This window comes from Pedobacter miscanthi, assembly GCF_032678605.1.
Taxonomy (GTDB): Bacteria; Bacteroidota; Bacteroidia; order Sphingobacteriales; family Sphingobacteriaceae; genus Pedobacter; species Pedobacter miscanthi_A.
Genome location: NZ_JAVTSU010000002.1, coordinates 248233 through 269487 on the forward strand (window position 1 = coordinate 248233; position 21255 = coordinate 269487).

21 protein-coding genes and 1 tRNA gene are annotated in these 21255 nt (G+C 38.2%); 13 read left to right on the forward strand and 9 right to left on the reverse strand.

Annotated features, from left to right (window positions below; all coding sequences use genetic code 11):
- On the reverse strand, window positions 1-1329 hold the full coding sequence (locus tag R2R28_RS03885) for a TolC family protein (RefSeq protein ID WP_316824395.1): 1329 nt from the start codon (window positions 1327-1329) through the stop codon (window positions 1-3).
- Window positions 1330-1377: 48 nt separating this feature from the next.
- Window positions 1378-1989, reverse strand: a complete 612-nt coding sequence (locus R2R28_RS03890; protein ID WP_316824396.1) for a TetR/AcrR family transcriptional regulator — start codon at window positions 1987-1989, stop codon at window positions 1378-1380.
- 167 nt (window positions 1990-2156) lie between these two features.
- On the opposite strand from R2R28_RS03890, the gene R2R28_RS03895 reads away from it, so the two are divergent.
- The 4 genes from R2R28_RS03895 to R2R28_RS03910 all read left to right on the forward strand — a co-directional run bounded on the left by R2R28_RS03895 (window position 2157) and on the right by R2R28_RS03910 (window position 4818).
- Complete coding sequence (locus tag R2R28_RS03895; RefSeq protein ID WP_316824397.1) at window positions 2157-2597, forward strand: sterol desaturase family protein; 441 nt, start codon at window positions 2157-2159, stop codon at window positions 2595-2597.
- Between the two features lie 9 nt (window positions 2598-2606).
- Window positions 2607-3056 (forward strand): hypothetical protein, encoded by a 450-nt coding sequence (locus R2R28_RS03900; protein WP_316824398.1) that lies wholly within the window; start codon window positions 2607-2609, stop codon window positions 3054-3056.
- Between the two features lie 91 nt (window positions 3057-3147).
- Complete coding sequence (murB, locus tag R2R28_RS03905; protein ID WP_316824399.1) at window positions 3148-4164, forward strand: UDP-N-acetylmuramate dehydrogenase; 1017 nt, start codon at window positions 3148-3150, stop codon at window positions 4162-4164.
- A 123-nt stretch (window positions 4165-4287) separates the two neighbouring features.
- Window positions 4288-4818: an RNA polymerase sigma factor gene (locus R2R28_RS03910; protein WP_316824400.1), complete on the forward strand. Its 531-nt coding sequence runs from the start codon at window positions 4288-4290 to the stop codon at window positions 4816-4818.
- Window positions 4819-5381: 563 nt separating this feature from the next.
- Here R2R28_RS03910 and R2R28_RS03915 read toward each other — a convergent pair.
- Both R2R28_RS03915 and R2R28_RS03920 read right to left on the reverse strand, forming a co-directional pair.
- The gene (locus R2R28_RS03915; RefSeq protein WP_316824401.1) at window positions 5382-6863 is read right to left on the reverse strand and encodes a phytoene desaturase family protein; all 1482 of its coding nucleotides are present in this window, start codon (window positions 6861-6863) and stop codon (window positions 5382-5384) included.
- 519 nt (window positions 6864-7382) lie between these two features.
- On the reverse strand, window positions 7383-7685 hold the full coding sequence (locus R2R28_RS03920) for a GIY-YIG nuclease family protein (protein WP_316824402.1): 303 nt from the start codon (window positions 7683-7685) through the stop codon (window positions 7383-7385).
- A 521-nt stretch (window positions 7686-8206) separates the two neighbouring features.
- Between R2R28_RS03920 and R2R28_RS03925 the strand changes: the two genes are divergently transcribed.
- From R2R28_RS03925 to R2R28_RS03935, 3 genes are all read left to right on the forward strand, one after another.
- Window positions 8207-8737 carry a hypothetical protein gene (locus R2R28_RS03925; RefSeq protein ID WP_316824403.1) on the forward strand — a complete coding sequence of 177 codons (531 nt, stop codon included), beginning with the start codon at window positions 8207-8209 and terminating at the stop codon, window positions 8735-8737.
- Between the two features lies 1 nt (window position 8738).
- On the forward strand, window positions 8739-9428 hold the full coding sequence (locus R2R28_RS03930; protein WP_316824404.1) for a lycopene cyclase domain-containing protein: 690 nt from the start codon (window positions 8739-8741) through the stop codon (window positions 9426-9428).
- Window positions 9429-9815: 387 nt separating this feature from the next.
- Window positions 9816-10064 carry a cytochrome b5 domain-containing protein gene (locus R2R28_RS03935; protein WP_316824405.1) on the forward strand — a complete coding sequence of 83 codons (249 nt, stop codon included), beginning with the start codon at window positions 9816-9818 and terminating at the stop codon, window positions 10062-10064.
- On the opposite strand, the gene R2R28_RS03940 is transcribed toward R2R28_RS03935, so the two are convergent.
- Complete coding sequence (locus R2R28_RS03940; protein WP_316824406.1) at window positions 10045-10872, reverse strand: AraC family transcriptional regulator; 828 nt, start codon at window positions 10870-10872, stop codon at window positions 10045-10047. The two genes, R2R28_RS03935 and R2R28_RS03940, sit on opposite strands and share 20 nt — an antisense overlap.
- Window positions 10873-10981: 109 nt before the next feature.
- Between R2R28_RS03940 and R2R28_RS03945 the strand changes: the two genes are divergently transcribed.
- From R2R28_RS03945 to R2R28_RS03955, 3 genes are read left to right on the forward strand one after another with little or no spacing between them, the layout of a single operon-like run.
- Window positions 10982-12295: a TolC family protein gene (locus R2R28_RS03945; protein WP_316824407.1), complete on the forward strand. Its 1314-nt coding sequence runs from the start codon at window positions 10982-10984 to the stop codon at window positions 12293-12295.
- Between the two features lie 2 nt (window positions 12296-12297).
- Window positions 12298-13356, forward strand: coding sequence for an HlyD family secretion protein (locus R2R28_RS03950; protein ID WP_316824408.1), 1059 nt, complete (start codon window positions 12298-12300; stop codon window positions 13354-13356).
- On the forward strand, window positions 13349-14944 hold the full coding sequence (locus R2R28_RS03955; RefSeq protein ID WP_316824409.1) for an MFS transporter: 1596 nt from the start codon (window positions 13349-13351) through the stop codon (window positions 14942-14944). Before R2R28_RS03950 ends, R2R28_RS03955 begins: the two co-directional genes overlap by 8 nt.
- A gap of 369 nt (window positions 14945-15313) precedes the next feature.
- Here R2R28_RS03955 and R2R28_RS03960 read toward each other — a convergent pair whose 3' ends face one another.
- Complete coding sequence (locus R2R28_RS03960; RefSeq protein ID WP_316824410.1) at window positions 15314-16234, reverse strand: PfkB family carbohydrate kinase; 921 nt, start codon at window positions 16232-16234, stop codon at window positions 15314-15316.
- A 190-nt stretch (window positions 16235-16424) separates the two neighbouring features.
- Here R2R28_RS03960 and R2R28_RS03965 point away from each other — a divergent pair.
- Window positions 16425-16498, forward strand: a tRNA-Asn gene (locus R2R28_RS03965).
- An 83-nt stretch (window positions 16499-16581) separates the two neighbouring features.
- Here R2R28_RS03965 and R2R28_RS03970 read toward each other — a convergent pair.
- Both R2R28_RS03970 and R2R28_RS03975 read right to left on the reverse strand, forming a co-directional pair.
- Window positions 16582-17553, reverse strand: coding sequence for a S41 family peptidase (locus R2R28_RS03970; protein WP_316824411.1), 972 nt, complete (start codon window positions 17551-17553; stop codon window positions 16582-16584).
- A gap of 328 nt (window positions 17554-17881) precedes the next feature.
- Window positions 17882-18448, reverse strand: a complete 567-nt coding sequence (locus R2R28_RS03975) for a hypothetical protein (RefSeq protein ID WP_316824412.1) — start codon at window positions 18446-18448, stop codon at window positions 17882-17884.
- Window positions 18449-18565: 117 nt separating this feature from the next.
- Between R2R28_RS03975 and R2R28_RS03980 the strand changes: the two genes are divergently transcribed.
- Window positions 18566-18913, forward strand: a complete 348-nt coding sequence (locus R2R28_RS03980; protein WP_316824413.1) for a helix-turn-helix domain-containing protein — start codon at window positions 18566-18568, stop codon at window positions 18911-18913.
- A gap of 41 nt (window positions 18914-18954) precedes the next feature.
- Here R2R28_RS03980 and R2R28_RS03985 read toward each other — a convergent pair whose 3' ends face one another.
- Window positions 18955-19686 carry a DUF3667 domain-containing protein gene (locus R2R28_RS03985; RefSeq protein WP_316824414.1) on the reverse strand — a complete coding sequence of 244 codons (732 nt, stop codon included), beginning with the start codon at window positions 19684-19686 and terminating at the stop codon, window positions 18955-18957.
- Window positions 19687-19947: 261 nt separating this feature from the next.
- On the opposite strand from R2R28_RS03985, the gene R2R28_RS03990 reads away from it, so the two are divergent.
- Complete coding sequence (locus tag R2R28_RS03990) at window positions 19948-20709, forward strand: helix-turn-helix transcriptional regulator (protein WP_316824415.1); 762 nt, start codon at window positions 19948-19950, stop codon at window positions 20707-20709.
- Window positions 20710-21255: the final 546 nt, after the last annotated feature.

Here is a 21255-nt window from a genome sequence, read left to right on the forward strand (position 1 = left end):
CTATTTAACTAGCGATTTAATATTTCCGTTTGATTTTATTAATTGTATTTCGGCGATTTTGTAATTCAATAAAGCCTGTGTATAGCTGTTCTGTGCCGATGTAAGGGCGTTTTCTGTATCCAAAAGATCGGTTAAAGAAGCCAAACCATTGTTGTAGTTGTTTTGTGTGCTTTTGTAAATTTCCTGAGCTAAATCAGCATTTTTACGCTGCGATTTAATGGTGTTTAAATTGTTGCGCAACTGTATTTTTGCATTTTCGTAAGCCAGGTTTAAAGAGTTTACAGATTCTTTTCTGCTTTCTTGTGCTTTTTTAATGTTTACATCTGCCTGGCGGATTTTTGAACGTGTTAAAAAGCCGTTAAAAATTGGCACTTTTAAAGTTAAACCAACTGCTGATGCTCCGTACCCGATTGCAGCTGCATTAGATTTCAGGAAATCGAAACTGCCACTCTGGCTCGAGTAAGTATAATTACCAGTTAAAGCCAATGTTGGGTAATATTCGGCAACATAAGCCTTTCTTTGCAGTGATAAAAGTTTATCCTGGTTATCCAAAAGTTTAACTTCTGTTCTGTTGGCCAGATCGATAGAATCTGTAAATACAGGTAAAGTGGTTACTTCTGTCAATTCGGTAGATGGTAGATTGATCGGCGTAGAAACCGGCATACCCATTGAGAATTTCAACTGATTTTCCAATTGCGTAATCGCATTAATGGTTTGCTCACGTTGTGTGTTCAGGTTGGTTAAGTTTACCGTGATACGGTCTACATCAATTTTTCTGGCCAAACCGTTTTTAAACTGGTTCGAAACAATTTTTTCTACAATCTTCACATTTTTAATATTAGTGTCGATTACATTAAGCTGTTGTCTGTTTACCAAAACCTGGTAGTAATTGTTGGCAACCAGTTCGATAATCTGCTCTTCTGTTAATTGCGAAGTAAGGTTGTAATACTCTTCGCTCGATCTTGCAGCCTGTAAACCTGTGAAAACCTGTTGATTGAACAATTGTTGCGAAAGTTGTACACCGGCAGTTGAATTCCAATTATCTCCCAATTTAACTGATTGACCGTTAAACACGAGTTGGCCAATTATTGGATTGTAATTTAATCCTGCGTTACCTGTAAGTTGGGGTAAGGCCTGCGCCCTAACTTCCTCTACCTTGTATCTTCCGCCTTCAATATCCAGTTTCGCGTTTCGAACCTTGGTGTTGTTTTGGAGCGCGTAGGTTAGCGCATCTTTTAAGGTAACTTGCTGCTGAGCAACAACCAGCTGCGGTAAAACCGAGCCGATGAGCAGTAGGAGCATTAATTTTACCATTTTTACTCTAAGCATAATGTATTGTTTTTTGTTTTTGGGTTCTTATCTATTTAAGTTCTTATTTCAGTCTGCACATCTTAAACCTCTTACAAAGATGGTAGTGAGATTTTTTTGTTTCAATGTCATTCTGTTGAATGCTTTTTTATCCGGAAAAAGATCTTTGCCCGTTTCCATAATGCACATGGTACACAGGCCCATTAAACTTTCTAAATAAAGTTCTGCAACATGGGCGGTATCCTCATGCTCTATTTCTCTTTTTTCCTTTGCGCGACTAAAAATCTCAGCGAAAAATTCTTTCTCTGAGCCTTTAAGTGCCTTGAGCTTGTCTTTTATTACATCGTCGTTTAATAAATCAGGAATACCTTCCGTAATCCTCAGCATGTAATATTTCTGAAAAAAAGTATTTCTCACGTCTATCGTATTAAAAAGAATATCTTCTAAAGGCTGATCAGGATTATATTTCTTTTTAATCAGTTCAAAAAAATCGTGGAATACCCTTTCTATTACCCCTATAATTAAATGTTTCTTATCCGGGAAATAATAATAAAGTGATGGCTTTGAAACGGAAAGATCTTCGGCAATATCGTTCATCGTGGTTTTGCCAATACCAAAATGGATAAAGCGTTTTATCGCACCATCAATAATCTGCTCTCTCTTTTTATCGGCTACAATCATTTTACTTTTCTACTTTCTGACTTTTTTAATATTTTAGTCAAAAATAGTGCTAAAAAATGATTTGTCATGAACGCTTTGTTTAAAAGCGCATTAAGCTTACAAATTTATGACACAATTTTGCATCTTCAGCTGTTTATATACCTTTACAAACCAATCATTTAGAAAACTTGTTTATATTAATCGATATTTTAACTGTACTTTTTACCATTGTAGCAATGGAGTGTTTATCGTGGTTTATACATAAGTATTTATTCCATGGGCCGCTCTGGTTTATGCACAAAAGCCATCATCAAAAGGCAAAATCTTTTTTCGAATGGAACGATTTGTTTGCATTGTTATTTGCTGTACTCTCGTTATTTTTAATGTATACCGATCGCAGCAGTTTCGGTTTCAGGTTTTTTATCGGTTTAGGTATTACCTTATATGGCCTCATCTATTTTGTGGTGCACGATTGGTTTGTACATCGGCGTTTTAAAACCTTTAAAAGTAATAACACTTATTTGCAGGCAGTACGCAAAGCGCATAAAATCCACCATAAAAAACGGGAAAAAGAAAAGGGAAGGGCTTTTGGATTGTTATTTGTTAGCAAAACGCTGTTAAAACCATAAATCCGGATAATGAAAAATTCATGTACAATCATTCTTATCACAATTTTATCGATAACCTTATACGCCTGCGGTAAAAAAACAGATAAAGACCGTGCTATAGAGCTTGTTGAATCGAAATATGAAAATAGCAGTCAAAAACCCGATTTTGAGCTTGCAAAGCTTGATAGTCTTTACAATATCTCTCCAATGGCTTATCATGATAGCCTCAAAAAAGGAAATGAACTGGATGCTGAATTAGCAAAATTAGAAAGTGAGATCGAACATTTAAGTCAGGCAGAGTCTGATAGTGTGGGGCTGATTAGTGCGAAGCTCACAAAAGAACGTTACCATTTGCTGGAGGTGGCCAAAGCAAAACCCGTTTTTATCGGCTGGAAATTGACTGATGTAAAAATAGATGGACCAAAACCAGTTGTTAAAATTTTTAACTTTGATAAAGGCATTACCAGGATTGTAGAATAATTTTCCCGTAAATTAATTGTGAATCAAACACCGCATCCTTAAATTACTCTATCTATTATTTCTTACTTTTGCAGCATAATACAAAATCAGCATGCTTCAGATTCAGGAAAATATTTCGTTAAAACCGTACAACTCTTTTGGTATTGATGTTAAAGCCAATTATTTTGCCGAAATATTTTCAGCGGATGATTTAAGAACGCTTTTCCAAAGTGAAGTAGTAAAAAGTCAAAAACTATTTATTATTGGTGGCGGAAGTAATGTTTTATTTACTGAGGATTATCAGGGATTAATTATAAAAATCAGTATTAAAGGTATTCAGCCGGAAATTACTGATGATGAAATCCTGGTTACCGCTGGTGCAGGCGAAGTTTGGAACGATTTTGTGAATTATTGTGTGGGCCATGGTTTTGCCGGGGTAGAAAATTTAAGCCTTATTCCTGGTACAGTTGGAGCATCTCCTATACAAAATATTGGTGCGTATGGCGTAGAGCTGAAAGATGTTTTTGAAAGCTGTACCGCATTCGAAATCAAAACCGGGAAAATTAGAACCTTTACTTATGCCGATTGCCAGTTCGGTTACCGCGAAAGTATTTTTAAAGGTGAATTAAAGGGACAGTACATTATTACTTCGGTTACTTTTCGTTTATCGTCAGCCTCAAAAATTAATACCTCTTATGGTGCAATAGAAACCGAACTTAAAAACAGAGGAATTGAAAAACCGAATATTGCCGACGTTTCTGCAGCAGTATCACACATCCGTGTAAGTAAATTACCCGATCCAACTACCATTGGTAATGCCGGTAGTTTTTTTAAAAACCCGGTGATTGAAAAGTATGAGTTTGCCGATGTTGTGGCAAAACATCCCGATGTGGTACATTATGCTACAGTTGATGATAAAATTAAACTGGCAGCTGGCTGGTTGATCGAACAATGCGGCTGGAAGGGCAAAATAACAGGTAATACCGGTACCTGGAAAAACCAGGCTTTAGTTTTAGTTAACCATGGCGGCGCAACTGGCACAGAAGTGTACGCTTTTTCTGAACAGATTATAGACAGTGTAAAGTCTACTTTTGGAGTCACTTTAGAACGAGAAGTAAATATTCTGTGACGAAAACTTGCTGTGGCATGATTTTACGCTTTTGGCACCGTGCCAGAAATTTTTGGTACTAAGTTTGTTTAGGTTAAACCGAATAAGCAATAATTTGTTTTAATCTACCTAAAGCTAAAAATCATGACAAAATTTGAATTCAATCATCTGGTTAATCATCACTCGGTATCACTTAGGTCTTATGCTTTAAATTTCACTAAAGACGCAGAAGACGCAAATGATTTGGTTCAAGACACTATGCTTAAAGCAATTACTTATTATAATAAGTTTAAAGAAGGTACGAACTTAAAAGGATGGTTGTTTACCATTATGAAAAACACTTTCATTAACAACTACCGCCGTTTGGTGAAAACCAACACATTAATTACGCAGAGCGAAGATATTTCTTCTGCAAACCTTTCCTATAGCGCCACTAAAAACCAGGCAGAAAGTAAATTTGTGTTGGGTGATATTGATAAAGCCCTTTCACAATTGCCGGAAGAGTATTATGTACCTTTTATCCGCTATTTTGAAGGTTATAAATACCATGAAATTGCAGATATGTTAGAGATTCCGATTGGAACGGTAAAAACACGTATTCACGTGGCCAGGGGAATCCTGAAAAAATACTTAAAAACATATTCGAAAGAAATTGCCACCACTGAAATGGCTTAAGATACATCAATCGAAAAACTAAGGGCTCAGATTTTATCTGGGCCTTTTTTGTTTAAGGTTGAAATAGCGGAATTCAATAAAAGATTCGCCATCTCGACCGTAGCGGAGAGATCTATCATCTGTTTGATCTGCGATTTTTATCTTTTTTGTATCCGCGGGAAAAACCCGGAATGATATCGCATTTTTGTTTCCCGCAGATAACGCAGAAAAGGCCGCAGATTTATTTCATTACACTTATATTATTGTCTGCCATCCTGAGGGCAGTCGAGATAGATTTCTCCGTTTCGCTATGCTGCAGTCGAAATGACGACCCTTTTATTTAATTATTGGTTGTATTAACTAACATAAGGTATTCCCAAAATCTCTTAAAAAGCAAAAGGCCTGAAACCTCAGGCCTTTTTGCTTATCATATATTTGGTTAGTTGATTCTTATTTTTTCTTTCAACAATTCGCCTTCTCTCTTATTTCGAAACAAATGCAAACCTCGAACGATTATGTGTTTTGAAGCTTTATTGCAGTGTTTTTGTTTTGTGGTTATAAAGATAAGGGAAATTTTAAATTTGTCAAGCTTTTTTTAACTTTTTTTTTATTTCTTTTGCTACCACTTGTCCAGATATGATTGCAGGTGGCACTCCGGGGCCTGGAACGGTTAATTGACCGGTATATAAAAAATTTGTTACTTTACTTTTTATCTTCGGTTTTAAAAAAGCGGTCTGTTTCAAAGTGTTTGCTAATCCATATGCATTTCCTTTAAAGGCATGGTAATCTGCAACAAAATCATTCATGGCATAACTGCGTTTAAATAAAATGTTAGCGCTGATGTCGTTTCCTGTTAAATCCTTAAAGCGGTTAACCAATAAATTAAAATATTCTTCCCTTTTGCTTTCACTATCTGGTAAACCAGGTGCAAGCGGAACTAAAAAGAAAAGATTCTCGCAGCCTGCCGGAGCAACACCAGGATCGGTAACCGAAGGGCAACAGGCGTAAAACAATGGTTTAGATGGCCACTGTGGTTTGGTGTAGATTTCTTCGGCATGCTGATCGAAATTCTCATCGAAGAACAAATTGTGGTGTAATATATTTTTGAGTTTTTTATTTAAACCGATATAAAACAACAGGCAAGAGGGAGCCATGGTTCTTGTATCCCAGTATTTTTCATTGTAATTTCGGTATGGTTTATCAAAAAGATGCTGGTCGATGTGGTGATAATCGGCGTTACCCACTACAAAATCGCTTTTAAAACTGCTCTTATCCGTAATCACTTCTTCTGCAATATTATTTTTAACCTGTATTTTGGTTACTTCAGTATTGAAAATAAACTTTACGCCCTGGCTTTCTGCAATTTTTTGCATGGCAGTTACAATTTTATGCATGCCACCCATAGGGTACCACGTGCCAAGAACCAGATCAGCATAGTTCATTAAACTATACAGGGCTGGAGTATTTTGTGGTGTGGCGCCTAAAAATAAAACCGGAAATTCTAATAACTTCCTTAACCGGTCATTTTTAAACAATTTGTGTACATGTTTCCGCATATTGCCCAGAAGCTGGAGTTTTATTCCGCTAATGGCCAACCTTGGATCGAAATATTCCATTACGCTGTGCGAGGGTTTGAAAACATACTCGTTCATGCCCACATCATATTTATATTTAGCCTGATCGAGAAAAGATTCCAGGTTTTTACTGCTGCCGGTTTCTAACTGCTCAAATAGGGCATATAAATCTGTTATGGTTGATGGAACATCAATTGTATCATCTTTGCCGAAATAAATGCGGTAAGAGGGAATAAGTCTTTTAAGTTCGTAAAAGTCGGAGGTTGTTTTGTTGAAAAGTTTGTAATAATTTTCGAAAACATCAGGCATCCAGTACCAGCTTGGACCCATATCAAAAAGGAACCCGTCTTTTTCCCAGGTTCGTGCACGGCCACCGGCCATTTCGTTTTTTTCGATAACGGTAACCTCACAGCCATCCTTTGCCAGCAATGCTGCTGCAGCCAAGCCTGCAAAACCGGCGCCAATAACGGTTATCCTGGGTTTTTTCTCCATGGTGTAAATAAAGGAAATTTATTGGGTTTTGTTTTTGTTTTTTGTCATTCGGTGGAAGCTGTCATTGGTAATGCAGTGAAGAATCTGCTTTGTAATAGCACTTGCTAAATGGGGCAATAGCTTTGATCTTGAGGTGGAGTTTGGAGGTTCTGTGTTTCATCGGTTAGAGATCCTTCGTTGCACTCAGGATTGACAGCTGTGTGATATATTTTGTCATTCTGGACGCAGTGAAGAATCTGCTTTGTAATGGCACTTGCTTAAATGGGGCAATGGCTTTGATCCTGAGGTAGAGTTTGGAGGTTCTGTGTTCCAATCGGTTAGAGATCCTTCGTTGCACTCAGGATGACAGCTGTGTGATATATTTTGTCATTCTGAACGCAGTGAAGAATCTGCTTTGTAATGGCGCTTGCTTAAATGGGGCAATGGCTTTGACCCTGAGGTAGAGTTTGGAGGCTCTGTGTTCCATCGGTTAGAGATCCTTCGTTGCACTCAGGATGACAGTAGCGTAAAAGAATTGATTTATTCTTCAGCAATGATAGCATTAAGAAAATCCCAGTTTTTATTCTCCAATTCTATCAAAGAATTCTTTTTTGCTCTTGTCCAGCCTTTTAATTCTTTTTCGCGTTCTATAGCATACTCAATGTATTGGAATCGTTCGTAGTAAACGAGATAGTGGCAGTTGTATTTATAAGTGAAAGCAAATTTATTTTCTTTATTTTCGATGTGTTGTCTTAGTCTTACTTCTAAATCATTCGTAACTCCAATATAAACCACGGTTTTATTCTTATTAGTTAAAATGTAAACGAAATAATTATGATCCATTATTAAAAATAAATATTTTTTTAATAAAAGTACTTGTCATTCTGAACGCAGTGAAGAATCTGCTTTGTAATGGCACTTGCTTAAATGGGGCAATGGCTTTGATCCTGAGGTAGAGTTTGGAGGTTCTGTGTTCCAATCGGTTAGAGATCCTTCGTTGCACTCAGGATGACAGCTGTGTGATATATTTTGTCATTCTGAACGCAGTGAAGAATCTGCTTTGTAATGGCGCTTGCTTAAATGGGGCAATGGCTTTGATCCTGAGGTAGAGTTTGGAGGTTCTGTGTTCCTATCGGTTAGAGATCCTTCGTTGCACTCAGGATGACAGCGATGGAGCGTGTGTTGTCATCCTGAACGCAGTGAAGAATCCGTTTTGATTTAACACTTGCTTAAATGGGGCAATGGCTTTGATCCTGAGGTAGAGTTTGGAGGTTCTGTGTTTCATCGGTTAGAGATCCTTCGTTGCACTCAGGATTGACAGCTGCAATAAATGCAATTAGCTTTTCCTACCTTTGTACCTAAACATGATTAAACTACGCATTATATTTTTTCTGCTGTTTGCAGCAAGCAATATTACTTACGCCCAGCTTTCTACATCCGAAATTTCGGTGCTCAAAACCAACATGGTTAAAGCGGTAGAAAACTCCAAACTCACCGATTCTTTATTTGCCAAGCTAAATAAACTGCCCAATAAAACAGCACTAATTACAGCTTACACAGGCACTTTGGAGGCATTAAAGGCAAAACACTCGTGGAATCCATATAATAAGATTAAATACGTAAGCCGGTCGCTTAGAACGATGCAAAAAGCCATTGATATGGATAGAGAGAATATGGAAATCCGTTTTATGCGTTTCTCGATCGAGTTTTACACACCATCATTTTTGGGTTTTAGTACAGATCTGGCCACAGATAAAAAGGAGATTATTAAACATTATCAAAATGAAAATTTTGGCTTGGCAGATAATGAGCTGGTTAAAAATGTGGCCAAATTTATGATCGACAGTAAGAAATGTACCCCGGCAGAAATTAAAATTTTAAATAAACACCTCTAAAATGCACTATACCTATTTACTGATCAACCTTGCCGTAATTCTTTTTCCCCTTGTTTTATCGTTCGATAAAAAAGTGCATTTCTTTAGCAAATGGAAATTTATATTTCCTGCGATTCTGATTACCGGTGTGGTGTTTTTAATCTGGGATATTCTGTTTACCAGGCTTAACGTATGGTCGTTTAACACCGATTACTTGATTGGCGTAAACTTAATGGGATTGCCGCTGGAAGAAATGCTGTTCTTTTTAACCGTTCCTTATGCCTGTGTATTTATTTACGAGTGCTTAAATGTTTATTTTCCTAAAAATAACCTTCAAAAATACAGTTTGGCTATAAGTAATTTATTGCTGGGTGTATGCGTGGCCATGTTGTTTTTTGGCCATAGCAGGTGGTACACTTTCATTAATTTTGGCTTTTTGCTATTGGTATTGGGTTATGTAGAGTATGTTAATTCGAAACATCGGTTTATGTACAGGTTTTACAGGGCTTATCTGGTTTCACTCCTTCCTTTTTATATCGTAAACGGATTTTTAACCGCTATTCCGGTCGTAATCTATAATAGCCGCGAAAATGTTGGTTTTAATGTAGGTAGCATTCCTTTCGAAGATCATTTTTATCTAATGAGCCTATTATTGATGAATGTTTACCTTTACGAGGTTTTTAAAGCTAAAGGAAGTAAGAGCGTAGCTTAATTTGCATTGTTGTTTTTTTTGAAAATGAGTGTGCAGTGGTTCTTTGCAACTGCGGTCCCGCTTTCCATTAATCCGATGAAAAATCGGAATCATTGCAATCGGGTTTAGAAACAGGGGTTTCTACACCCTGCAAATCCTCAATATGAAATACAGTCCTGGCTACCTAGCCCCGGTTGGAGCGGTACCCTGCAGCAACGAGGCACGAGGCAGCGAAGCGTATAAGCGTAAAACGGGATGAAACGGAGTGTTTTGTACAGGTTTGCGCTTCAAAAAAGGCTTACTGCCTATCTCAACTATAATTCGTAATAAAACAGAGGCTTATGCCCCCTTATATTTCTTACCTGGTTAAAAACCTTTTTCTTTATCTTCAACGCGAAATTAATTTTGATGGATTTACCAGCTTATACTAAAGGGCAGCTCGCCTTACGCAACGGACAGGATAAACCCCAAATTTGGGTGGCTTACAAAGGGCTGATTTACGATATGACGGATAGCAGGTTATGGCGTAACGGCAAGCATTACGAACATTGGGCCGGACAGGATTTAACCGACGAACTGCCCGATGCACCGCATACTGAAGCCGTTTTTGAGAAATTTACGGCTATTGCAGTGCTGGTTAAACCAGATTCATTTTAGTAAGGGTAGCTTGTTTTAACTCCTTAAACTCTGACGGTCTTTTGCCTACCATTTTGTAAAAAGTATTACTGAAAGAAGAAATGCTGTTGTAGCCCACCTGGTAAGCTACCTCGCTGATGGTAGCATCGCTTTCCAATAGTTTTTCCATTGCCTTAATCATTCGGGCCAGTTTCAGGTACTGAAAAAAGGAAGTATCCAAAGCCGATTGAAACAATCTTGAAAGCGTACGTTCGCTAAAGCCCATGGCCTTACCCACGCTTTCTAAACTCATGCCATCATCGGCCAATCCATCTACAATATGCCTTAATACAGGCCGTAACCGCATGTTTTCTGTGGTGGGGAGTGCTATCGGCAGCGGATGTTCGCTCACCACAGGTAAAATATTTTTAAGTGTATTTAAAAAATCATATTCATGCGTTTTGGGTGTAATATTCCCGTTCCAGCGCTCCGAAAAGAGGAACATTTCGAGCAGCAGGTTATTTACCGGGTAAATGCCAATTTGTTTATAAAATGGATTTTCGTCATCGGTAGTGGTATCGAAATAAATATTCCGTACAATGGCGGCATGGTAACGGTGCTGCAAATGGTGCTCTACCCCGGCAGGAATCCAAACGTAATGCCGGGCAGGTAGAAAGTAAGATTTTTCTTTGGTGTACAGAAAAATAATGCCACCCTCTACATAAGTAAGTTGCCCCTTTAAATGCGTATGGTCTTGAAATCGGTCTTCGAACCTGCTATGCCAAACATACATGGTTTCTGGTTTTTCGTCGATTGCAAATAAAAGGTCTTCGTTGTTTACTTTTATCATTTGGCTGGTTTGAATAAATATCTGTCAGTTTAGATAAAACAAAGTAACAAATCTGTAGCGAAATTTGCATCATTAATTAACAGATATGATTTTTTTAAAGCGTAAAAGAATGTTTTGGCTATATATGGCCTTTCTTTTATCATCAGTTTTTGCACATGCACAAGCGGTCTCCGATCAAAGTAATTTCACCATCAGCCAGGTTTGGGCACTGGCCGATAGCAATAATAAAAAAATACAGGTGCAGGGACTTAACGTACTGGCCGCCGATGCCCATATAAAAGTGAGCAAGGCCGAAAGGTTGCCTGAAATAGCTGCAGAAGGGACTTACGCACATGTTTTACCCCTGCCGATTTATGAAAACGGATTGTTTAATACCCCAAGCCAGTTTCCGGTTGCGCCAACTTATTATAAAGTTGGTGCTGATGCGTACTTCAATATTTATAACGGTGGAAAAACGACTACGGAAATTAATGTTTCGAAAGTAGAAGACGAATTGAGCCGGATACAAAAGGGGCAAAGCAAACAGGAAATCCATTATATGGCGGCGGTTTACTTTTACGACGTATTCCGTAATGTTTCTTACAAAGCTTTGCTGGAGCAGGATATCCGCGACCGCGAAAAGCAGCTTGCTGAAATTAACCAGCTTTATAAAAACGGTACGGTATTAAAAAGTGATGTGTTAAGGGCTGAATTACGTCTTTCGAAACAAAAGATGTTGCTTACAGAAATTGAAAATTCGATTAACATTGCTAAACAGAAACTCAATATTTTAATCGGCAGGGCAGATGATGCACCTTTAAATCCACAGATTCCGGATCAGGAGACGGATGCCATCGCATTAAAGCGGGTTGACGAATATTTTAACGATGCAAAAACATCATCCTATAAAATCCAGATTTCAGAAAAAGAACAGGCACTGGCCAAACTGAAACTTAAAAATGTAAAATCGAATATTATGCCCTCTCTGGGCTTCTTCGGCGAGTATGCTTTTGCCTATCCGCAAATCCAGTTTTACCCTTATGCGCTTTCACTTTATAGCAATGGCATGATGGGATTAAAGCTTAAAATTCCAATTTCTTCCTGGTACACCAATCAGCATAAGGTAAAAGAAGCAGAGATCAGGGTGCACCAGCAGGAGGTAGAAGATGAGGATGTGAAGGACCATATCCGCCAGGAAGTGCAGGAAAATTATATCCGTTACAAAGAATCGGTACAGCGCATTACACTGGCCGAAGAAAACATTAAGCAGGCAACCGAAAGTTACCGCATTGTACAAAATACCTATTTCAACCAGTTGTCGCTTTTAACCGATCTGCTTGATGCCGAAACACAATTATTGCAATCGAAATTCGAATTGACGACTGCAAAAGTGAATGCCAAAATACAATACTATCAATTACAAAAAGCCATAGGAAACTTATAAAAATGAACACACAGAAACAAAGCAAGGCCGATAAAATCATTAGCAGGATTACAACCATCATTGCACTCATTGTTTTAGTGGTGCTGATGGCATGGGGAGGGAAAACCCTTTTCGGCTATATGAAATATGAAGAAACCAACGATGCGCAGGTGGATGAATATATTAATCCGGTAACGGCAAGGGTGAGCGGTTATATTAAAGCCGTAAAGTTTGAAGAAAACCAGGAAGTGAAAAAAGGTGATACGCTGGTGCTGATTGACGATGACGATTATACCGTACAACAGGATGAGGCTTCGGCATCGTTGTTAAATGCCGAAGCACAGGTTTCGGTGCAGCAGAGTAATATTAAAACCGCGCAAAGCACAGCCCTGGTTGCCGGGGCAAAAATTGCCGCTGCAAAAGCAAAACTCTGGAAACAGCAAACGGAATATAACCGTTATAAAAAATTGTTCGATGCAGAATCGGCCACACGCCAGCAATTGGAAACGATAGAAAGTTTATTGCAGGTGGCACAGGCAGAATATGAGGCCGCTAAAGAAGATTATGCAACAGCCATTTCGAGAACGAACGATATTAAGGCGCAAAGTAGCGTGCTGGAATCTGAAATAAAAAGGAGAGCAGCGGTAGTGAAAAGAAACAACCTGAATACATCTTACACGGTTATTGTTGCGCCTTATGATGGTAAAATGGGTAGAAGAACGATACAGGCAGGGCAATTGGTTCAAACCGGCCAAACCATTGCTTATTTAGTTGATCGTAGTGCGGGGAAATGGGTAGTGGCCAATTTTAAGGAAACCCAGATTGCTAAAATGCATGTGGGCGAAAAGGTGAATGTGGAAGTAGATGCTTTCCCCGGACAATCGTTTCAGGGTGAAATCGAATCGCTTTCTGGTGCAACAGGTTCACGGTTTTCGTTATTGCCACCTGATAATTCGACCGGAAACTTTGTGAAAATTGCGCAACGGATTCCTGTACGTATCCGTTTGGATAAACAGGATAAAGGCATTGATGCTTTAAGTGCCGGCATGAGTGCAAGTGTTAAAGTGAAAAAAAATGACTGATCAATTGCCCATATTTAAAGCAAGGGTGCCCGAGTGGTTCGTGATATTAAGTGTTTTTGCGGTGCTTTTATCATCGGTATTACTTTTTGCGTTATCAACAGCTGATGGAACCGCTGCGGCAGGGTATTATGGAACAAATGCTTCTGATGTTCAATTTTCGTTGCTGATGTTTTATGCCGCCGTGGCCAGTTTTGCAGTGGTAGAAAGAAGGTTTTTTGCCAGGGTTGTAACCAAAGATTACCTCTTGATCTGTATTATTCTAGAAATCCTGATTGCCTACTGGTGTTACCATACCCGTGAAATGTGGTTAATATTTACCCTTCGTTTTTTGCAGGGCATTGTAAACTGTGGTTTAACGAGCATTTCGTTGAACCTGCTTTTTAGCCGATTAAAATCAGAACATGCCAAAGAAACCGGTTATACCATTTTTTACGGCATGATTCTTTGTGTATCGCCCCTTACGGCCTTGTTTTCGGTACCTATTGTAGAAAATTATGAATACAATGTGGTTTATAAAGCCATTATATTCTGTTTTTTGCCAAGTGCCATCATGCTTTTCAGCGTGATGAACCGGGTACTTATTTTACGCAAAACCCCTTTGTATAAAATAGACTGGATGAGTTTTGTACTTTTCTCAACCATGTTGGTGCTGATTGCCTATGTATTGGTTTACGGACAGGAATACGATTGGTTGGATGATGAAAGTATTGTGTATTCCATATTCACGATCCTGTTTCTGTTTGTGGTTTCAATCGCCAGGCAGCGTACCTTGAAAAGGCCGGCAGTTGATCTGAGCGTATTTAAATCGAGAAATTTCGCCATCGGGATTGTTTTTTTAGTGATCCTGTATGTTATCCGCGGTGCTTTCAGTTTAACTTCTTCTTATTTTATCATGGTTTTGGGAATGGATTCGCTACATGCCAACGAAATCATGATATTTAATATTGCTGGGGTAATAGCCGGTTCTATAATCGCGATTCGTTTTCTTATCCGTCAAAAACATTTAAGGATATTGTGGGTAACGGGTTTTGCGCTCCTTTTTGTGTTTTTTTTGTGGATGTGCCAGTTGTTCGCTACTGAAGCCGGTACAGATAATTTTTATCTGCCTTTGTTTATGCAAGGGGTAGGTGCGGGTATGGTAATGTCGCCGATTGTGATGTTTATCATGTCATCCGTGCCTGAAAATATGAGTCAGTCGGCATCTTCGGTTGGTATTTTTGTGCGTTTTTCAACCTTTAGTCTGAGTTTGGCCTTTATTAATTTCTACCAGTTATATTTTAAAGGAAAACACAATGATGATTTGCGGAGCAGCCTTACTTTACTCGATTTTAACCTGCCGGATAGGTTGAAAATGTATCAATCAGCATTAAGCAGTAAGGGAATGCCTAAAGATGAAGCTGGTAAAGCAGCAATTGGCTTGCTTAATAAAGCCGTGCAAAAACAGACGTTCCTACAGTTTTGTGTAAGCTATTACGAATGGATTGCGGCACTTTGCCTGTTATCGATTATTTTGATTGCGTTGCAACCCGTAATCAGCAGAACGGTAATTAATTTAAGGAATAGGCAGCCTGCTGCGGTTGGGTTTTAAAAGATAAGTCGTTATGAAAAGGTCATCATTGCGAGGCACAAAGCGATCTTAATGCGCATGCCGGTAGCGATCGTTGTAAGATTGCTTCCCCGGCTGAAAAAGCCTCCTCGCAATGACGGGCCTAGAAAACAAAAAACCGCAGATTTATAAGAAATTCATCTCTAAATCTGCGGTTCATTTATCTGGATCTAAAACTGCAATCCGTCAACTGAAAACTGCCAATTAGGTTAAGTACTTCGCTGGGCTATCATTGACAAGACTTAAATAAAAGGTCGTCATCTCGAGTGGAGCCTTAGCGGAATGGAGAGGTTTATGATAGATTTCTCGACTTCGCTGCACTACGCTCGAAATGACGGACTTGAGCACTAATTAAGCTTCTATTGTAAATGCACTTAAACTTACAAATTGTTGAATCCTTGCAGCAACTTCTTCATCGGTTAAGTTTAACAACTTTTCTGTTCCAAATTTTTCTACACAGAAAGAAGCCAGGGCTGAACCATAAATAATGGCATTTTTCATGTTATTGAAGTTGATCGTACCAACCTTAGCCATATAACCGATAAAACCACCTGCAAAGGTATCGCCTGCACCGGTTGGATCGAATACTTCTGCTAAAGGCAAAGCAGGGGCAGAGAAAATTTCATCTCCACTAAACAATAATGCACCATGCTCACCTTTTTTAATAATCAGGTATTTAGGGCCCATGGCAAGGATTTTTTTAGCCGCTTTAACCAATGAGTATTCGCCTGATAACTGACGAGCTTCTGCATCGTTAATGGTTAATACATCAACCATTTTAATGGTTTCTAACAGATCATCCATCATAATGTCCATCCAGAAGTTCATGGTGTCCATTACAATTAATTTCGGGCGGTTTTTAAGGCGTTTAATTACGGTTTGCTGTACCTGTGGGGTTAGGTTGCCTAACATCAGGTATTCGCAGTCCTGATAGCTTTCAGGGATAACCGGGTCGAAGTTTTCCAATACGTTTAATTCTGTGATCAAAGTATCACGGCTATTCATATCGTTATGGTATTTTCCCGACCAGAAAAAGGATTTTTCACCTGCTTTAATCTGTAATCCTTCGGTATCAATACCATGGTTGGTGAAGGTATCGATGTCTGATTGATGAAAGTCATCACCAACAACGGCTACAATTTTTGCTTTATTATAAAAGTAAGAAGCAGCTAAACTTGCATATGTTGCTGCCCCACCAACAATTTTATCCGTTTTTCCGAAAGGAGTTTCAATAGCATCAAAAGCTACAGTACCTATGATTATCAGGCTCATATCTTTGTATTAATTTTTTTTCTAAATTTTTTCACTGCAAATATTGCATAAATAATTTAAAAGCCCTAATATTGCATTCCCAAAACGAACAAGGGTAAGGCTGCTTTAAGTATCGTAAGCCCCCGTTTTAAGAAATGATCAAAGGATTTTGATCAGTATTAATGAAAACACAACCAGAATAAATAAATATTCCTTCTTAGCTCAGCTGGTTAGAGCATCTGACTGTTAATCAGAGGGTCGCTGGTTCGAGCCCAGCAGAGGGAGCAAAGCCCGCAGCGAAAGTTGTGGGCTTTTTTTGTATATTGTGATAAAAAAGCTATAGGATGCAGTCTCTTTTTTTAATTTCCTCAGTTTTGTTTTAATATATAATCAACAGTTTCATTAACCCAGTTATTACTGGTAAGTTCTACATCTGGTTTTACGCCAACACCTTCTAGCGAATGTCCGGCACGGGTTGTAATTTGGCAGTTAGGTGTAAACATCCAAAAAACGGTATCAGAATTTTGCAGATAAGTGCTCATCGCATTGCCCGGATTTCCTGCTCCTGCTGTGGTTTTTCCTAAAATGGTTGCCCTTTTCATTTCCTTGGCAGTAAAAGCAAAATATTCGGCTGCCGAAAAGGTTTTATCAGAGGTAATGATATATAAAGGTGTATTGAAGAGTTTAGGTCCCTGCGAATAGTTGAAAATCACTTCGCTCTGGTGCCAATTGGCTTCGCCGGTACATTTTTTTACCAGCAGGGTTTGGTAATCTTTCGATTCATAAAAAAACTGGTTAATAAAGGCACTACTGGCTCCATCTCCCCCTGGGTTTTCAGTGATATCGAAGATAATCTGCTTACAGCCTGCTACAGAATCCAGTGCGCTCCGTATTTTTTTAAATGCCGCTTCGCCCGCAATACAGGCGTCCCATTTGATATAGCCAATGTTGTTTTTGAGTATTTTGATGCTCGTAATACCTGCTGTAAAAGGCTGTTGATTTTGTGGTTGGGTCTGTTTAGCTTCTGCCTGGGGTTTGATGGTGTAGGCAATTATATTAAAGTGTTTATCGTGTGTTTCTTTACGGAGCATGTCGGTTATCATTTTCGCCGCCACCTCTTCAGAAACGCCTTCAAATAATTTTTTGCGCTCCATCTCCGTTACCTTTTCTATCAGTTCATCGGCTTTATTCTGATCGAAGTAATTTTTAAGATTGGTTTTTACAACAACTGTCAAAAAATTGATGTTTTCTGCGGCCGATGGTTTGTGTTGAGAACAAGCGGGCAATGTGATTATGGCTACGAGAAGTAAGGATAGAATTACAGTGAAATTTTTAATCATGGATGAAAGCGTTAATTTTATGGTTGATATCAAAAATAGAAAAAATCTGCGTTTTTTAATTATTTAAATCGTTTTAGTTAGGTTGAAATCTGTAATATCTCCATAAAGTATAATGAAGCCTGAAACTGAAAATATATTTTCTGCAGATCGTATTTTATTTGCTGAAATGCAATTGGGTATGGATGAGGTAGGGATAGAGATAATTTAATTGTAAACGGCTAAACCGGCCTCAAATGCAGCTTCAACCCTTGGAGTATGCTTAAAAAAATACTGCAAAAGCAATTAAAGCGGAGAACAGCATGTGGTATGCTTTAACCATAATGGAATTTTACTTTCTAATCAAAGGTATCTGAAGATTGCCTGGTCGGTTTTCTTCGGTATCAAAACCTCTTCCGTCAACGTTTCTTGCTCCCCAGAATAAAAGATTCTCGAGCGGATATATCAGATCATATTCTGCAAATATTTGACCTTCTGCCAGGCCAAAAGGAACAAATGCTTTTTTAAGGATATTCTGGGTTTTGCCCACTTCCCAGGTATTATAACCGTTAACCGCAATTTTATTAAGTAAATCGGCAAACGGTTGGATCAGTGGGGTAACCTCATACCCTTCATCAGCGATAAACTTTACTTTTTGGGCATTTACAGCAATAGGATGTTCTCCCTGCCATACAATATTGCCTTTTAACCATATTTTAGATAAGGGTGTTTTCCCATAAGAATCCGCTGAATTAATGATTTCGAGTTCAAACTTGTCGTTGGGCAGGTACTTAAAGTTTCTTTTCAGGTAAAAAGGCTTGATGGTGCCATCTTCATTTTTAAGGCTGCTTGGACGGATTTCAGGTGCAATACTTGCCCATTCTCCTAAAATATGTTGTTTAATTTCTGCTAGTACCATGATTTTTTTATTAATTCGATTTTAAACCGTTGGATATTAAGTCTGAACAAATTTACTACCTTCGGTTTCTATCTGAAATAGTCGTGAGTATTGTGCTTAGTACATCATTTTAGACCAATGGCAAATAAAAGAAAGAACAAAGATTTTAACCCAAATAATTGTGGGGTAACACATTTTTTGAATAAAGTTGGCGGAAAATGGAAAGTGTTGGTTATTTACGCCATTAGCTTAAACTGTAACCGTTTTAGTCTGTTAAAAAAAGGCATACCAACCATCAGTAAACAAACGCTGGTAAACTTGTTGAAAGAACTGGAAGAAGACCACATTATCGAACGCATTGTGTTCCCTGAAGTACCGCCACGCGTTGAATATAAGGTTACTCCATACGGACTTTCGCTCCTTCCGCTGATCAAAACAATAGAGCAATGGGGCAGGGATGATATGGCGGCCGTAATAACGGCATAGTTGTGTTTTTAATCTATCCGTTACCAATTTGGTTGTATTTGTTACTTCATTAAAATATCAATTAAAATGCCTAAACCCCCTATAGAAATGGAAAATGTGAGCATGCCCAAACTATAGGCAATAAATGCTTTTAAATAACTTGATACTTTCTTTTTGTTAAAGAACTGGGCAATGGCCCAGGTACAATAGGCTACCCCCATTGGTCCCGAAACTTTCATAAGGCTGTATTTGGTTAATCCTTCTATAAAGGCAAAGAAAGAAAAAATCAACATGCCCACGCCCATTACAAAACATAAGAGGATCAGTATCTCAAAAAAGTTATAGTTATACTTTTTAAAAAAGAGTTTCAGCCAAAAAGAAATGAATATGCCCATCATGATATTGCCATAACCATAATGGTTTTGCACCCAATCAACAATTGATCCTACTGCAGATTTTTTGGTGCCGGTATACACTATATATCCTTGTTCGATATGAAAGAAATGATTGATTATGGTATAAATTAAAGAAGTAATGATGATAAACAATATTGGCTTTACCAATCTGCTGCGGTTATCGCCGATAAACTCTTTAATGTTTTGTCCGGGCCTGATTAATAGCTCCTTGATGGTATATAATATACCTTTTTCGAAATGTAAAACATGTTGTATTTCGTGTAGGATATAGTGCGAATCGACCCTTTTAATATTTACGGGCTGACCGCAATGGCCACAAAAATTGCCGTTTACGGTGTGACTGCAGTTTCTGCAATTTGCGATATCAGGATACATCATATAATTCGATTTTTTTAACCGCTACAGGAATGAATAAATAAGTTTTGTGTGAAGAAAAAATAAGGAGAAAACAATAAATAAACCCACTATAAAAATTACAATTAAGGCATCTTTGAAGGTTATTTTACGTTCATTTAGCTCATTTAATTCTAATTCAGGCCGTTTTTCCATTATGTAAAAAATATTTTCCGTAAAAGTGAGTACAAAAATATTTTCAAAGGCTACACTTTAGTGTAAATTTGTGATTAGGCCATCCTGTAAATGAAAGATTATATCAACTCCAGCTTGCTTACCAAAAACAAAGTCGGGAAAATCTCTGATGAAGAATACCTTCAACGGCAAGATTACCTGGAAGCTATAAATGCTTTTGCAAGATTGACCTACGAAAGCGTGTATGTGATTAACTATGAAAAGATGGTTTTCGAATACGTTTCCGAAAATCCCTTATTTTTATGCGGATATTCGCCAACCGAGGTGCTTAATTGGGGTTATGAGTTTTATTTCAAAAATGTACCTGAAAAAGATCTGGCCTTATTAAACCAGATTAATGAAGCAGGTTTTGATTTCTTTGCCAAATTACCTGCAGACGAGAAAAAGCTATATAGTATTTCGTATGATTTCCACCTGATCAACCAAGAAGGTAAGCCCATGCTGATTAACCACCGGCTAACGCCTTTATTTCTCTCCAGGGAGGGTAAAATGTGGAAAGCGATGTGTATTGTTTCCATTTCGAACCACCAGCAGGCGGGTAATATCTGTATTTATAAACAAGGTACCAACGACGTATGGGAGCTTGATATTACAGGTAATACCTGGCGGAAATCGGAAAAGGCAAAACTCAATGCAAGGGAAATAGAAATATTGCGGCTACATGCACAGGGACTAACTATTAACCAAATTGCTGAGAAAATATTTGTGGTTCCTGATACGGTGAAGTATTACAGGCGACGAATTTTTGAACGTTTAGGGGTGAGTAATATGGTAGAAGCACTTTCTTATGCGGTTAACAGCAGGATTATTTAGGAAATATTTTCCGAGCCGCAGGTTTCCGCTAACGCTCGTTTCTAACGAGTGTTGAATAGTTGATCGTTTACAAACGATAAAATCGTATAGCTGTTTATGCATTCGTTGAGAAATGAACGCAAGCGGCACACTTAAATATATTCATTTGGTTAATGTTATTTGGAAATGAGGGTTCAGTTTTTCATCGGATTTTCGGCCCCGCTTTCCGTTTTATTCCGATAAAACCTGTGAAACAAGCAAGCATACCAAAAAATAATAAACAACAATGCTTCAATCGGAATGTTCACTTCATCTGATAGCTACCGAATCGGGTTTATTTACAATGGCTAGTAGCACAGAGGTTGACACCCGCGCCATGGTTTGTGTCGTCACGAACCATTTTCTTTAAACCTCGCCGGTTCTTTAAACCTGCGAAGTTTGCTGCAAATTGGCTTCACATTCAATAAAATAAGCCATGTAACATTATTAATAGTTAGTCTATAGATTTTGTAGATTAAATATTTATCAATATGTTTGCGATGATCATGAATGCAACAATAATTCCCC

Coding starts and splice junctions, on each gene's coding strand:
- R2R28_RS03885 (WP_316824395.1), bottom strand. CDS start 1,329: ATGCTTAGAGTAAAAATGGTAAAATTAATGCTCCTACTGCTCATCGGC.
- R2R28_RS03890 (WP_316824396.1), bottom strand. CDS start 1,989: ATGATTGTAGCCGATAAAAAGAGAGAGCAGATTATTGATGGTGCGATA.
- R2R28_RS03900 (WP_316824398.1), top strand. CDS start 2,607: ATGAAAAATTCATGTACAATCATTCTTATCACAATTTTATCGATAACC.
- murB (WP_316824399.1), top strand. CDS start 3,148: ATGCTTCAGATTCAGGAAAATATTTCGTTAAAACCGTACAACTCTTTT.
- R2R28_RS03910 (WP_316824400.1), top strand. CDS start 4,288: ATGACAAAATTTGAATTCAATCATCTGGTTAATCATCACTCGGTATCA.
- R2R28_RS03915 (WP_316824401.1), bottom strand. CDS start 6,863: ATGGAGAAAAAACCCAGGATAACCGTTATTGGCGCCGGTTTTGCAGGC.
- R2R28_RS03920 (WP_316824402.1), bottom strand. CDS start 7,685: ATGGATCATAATTATTTCGTTTACATTTTAACTAATAAGAATAAAACC.
- R2R28_RS03925 (WP_316824403.1), top strand. CDS start 8,207: ATGATTAAACTACGCATTATATTTTTTCTGCTGTTTGCAGCAAGCAAT.
- R2R28_RS03930 (WP_316824404.1), top strand. CDS start 8,739: ATGCACTATACCTATTTACTGATCAACCTTGCCGTAATTCTTTTTCCC.
- R2R28_RS03935 (WP_316824405.1), top strand. CDS start 9,816: ATGGATTTACCAGCTTATACTAAAGGGCAGCTCGCCTTACGCAACGGA.
- R2R28_RS03940 (WP_316824406.1), bottom strand. CDS start 10,872: ATGATAAAAGTAAACAACGAAGACCTTTTATTTGCAATCGACGAAAAA.
- R2R28_RS03945 (WP_316824407.1), top strand. CDS start 10,982: ATGTTTTGGCTATATATGGCCTTTCTTTTATCATCAGTTTTTGCACAT.
- R2R28_RS03950 (WP_316824408.1), top strand. CDS start 12,298: ATGAACACACAGAAACAAAGCAAGGCCGATAAAATCATTAGCAGGATT.
- R2R28_RS03955 (WP_316824409.1), top strand. CDS start 13,349: ATGACTGATCAATTGCCCATATTTAAAGCAAGGGTGCCCGAGTGGTTC.
- R2R28_RS03960 (WP_316824410.1), bottom strand. CDS start 16,234: ATGAGCCTGATAATCATAGGTACTGTAGCTTTTGATGCTATTGAAACT.
- R2R28_RS03970 (WP_316824411.1), bottom strand. CDS start 17,553: ATGATTAAAAATTTCACTGTAATTCTATCCTTACTTCTCGTAGCCATA.
- R2R28_RS03975 (WP_316824412.1), bottom strand. CDS start 18,448: ATGGTACTAGCAGAAATTAAACAACATATTTTAGGAGAATGGGCAAGT.
- R2R28_RS03980 (WP_316824413.1), top strand. CDS start 18,566: ATGGCAAATAAAAGAAAGAACAAAGATTTTAACCCAAATAATTGTGGG.
- R2R28_RS03985 (WP_316824414.1), bottom strand. CDS start 19,686: ATGATGTATCCTGATATCGCAAATTGCAGAAACTGCAGTCACACCGTA.
- R2R28_RS03990 (WP_316824415.1), top strand. CDS start 19,948: ATGAAAGATTATATCAACTCCAGCTTGCTTACCAAAAACAAAGTCGGG.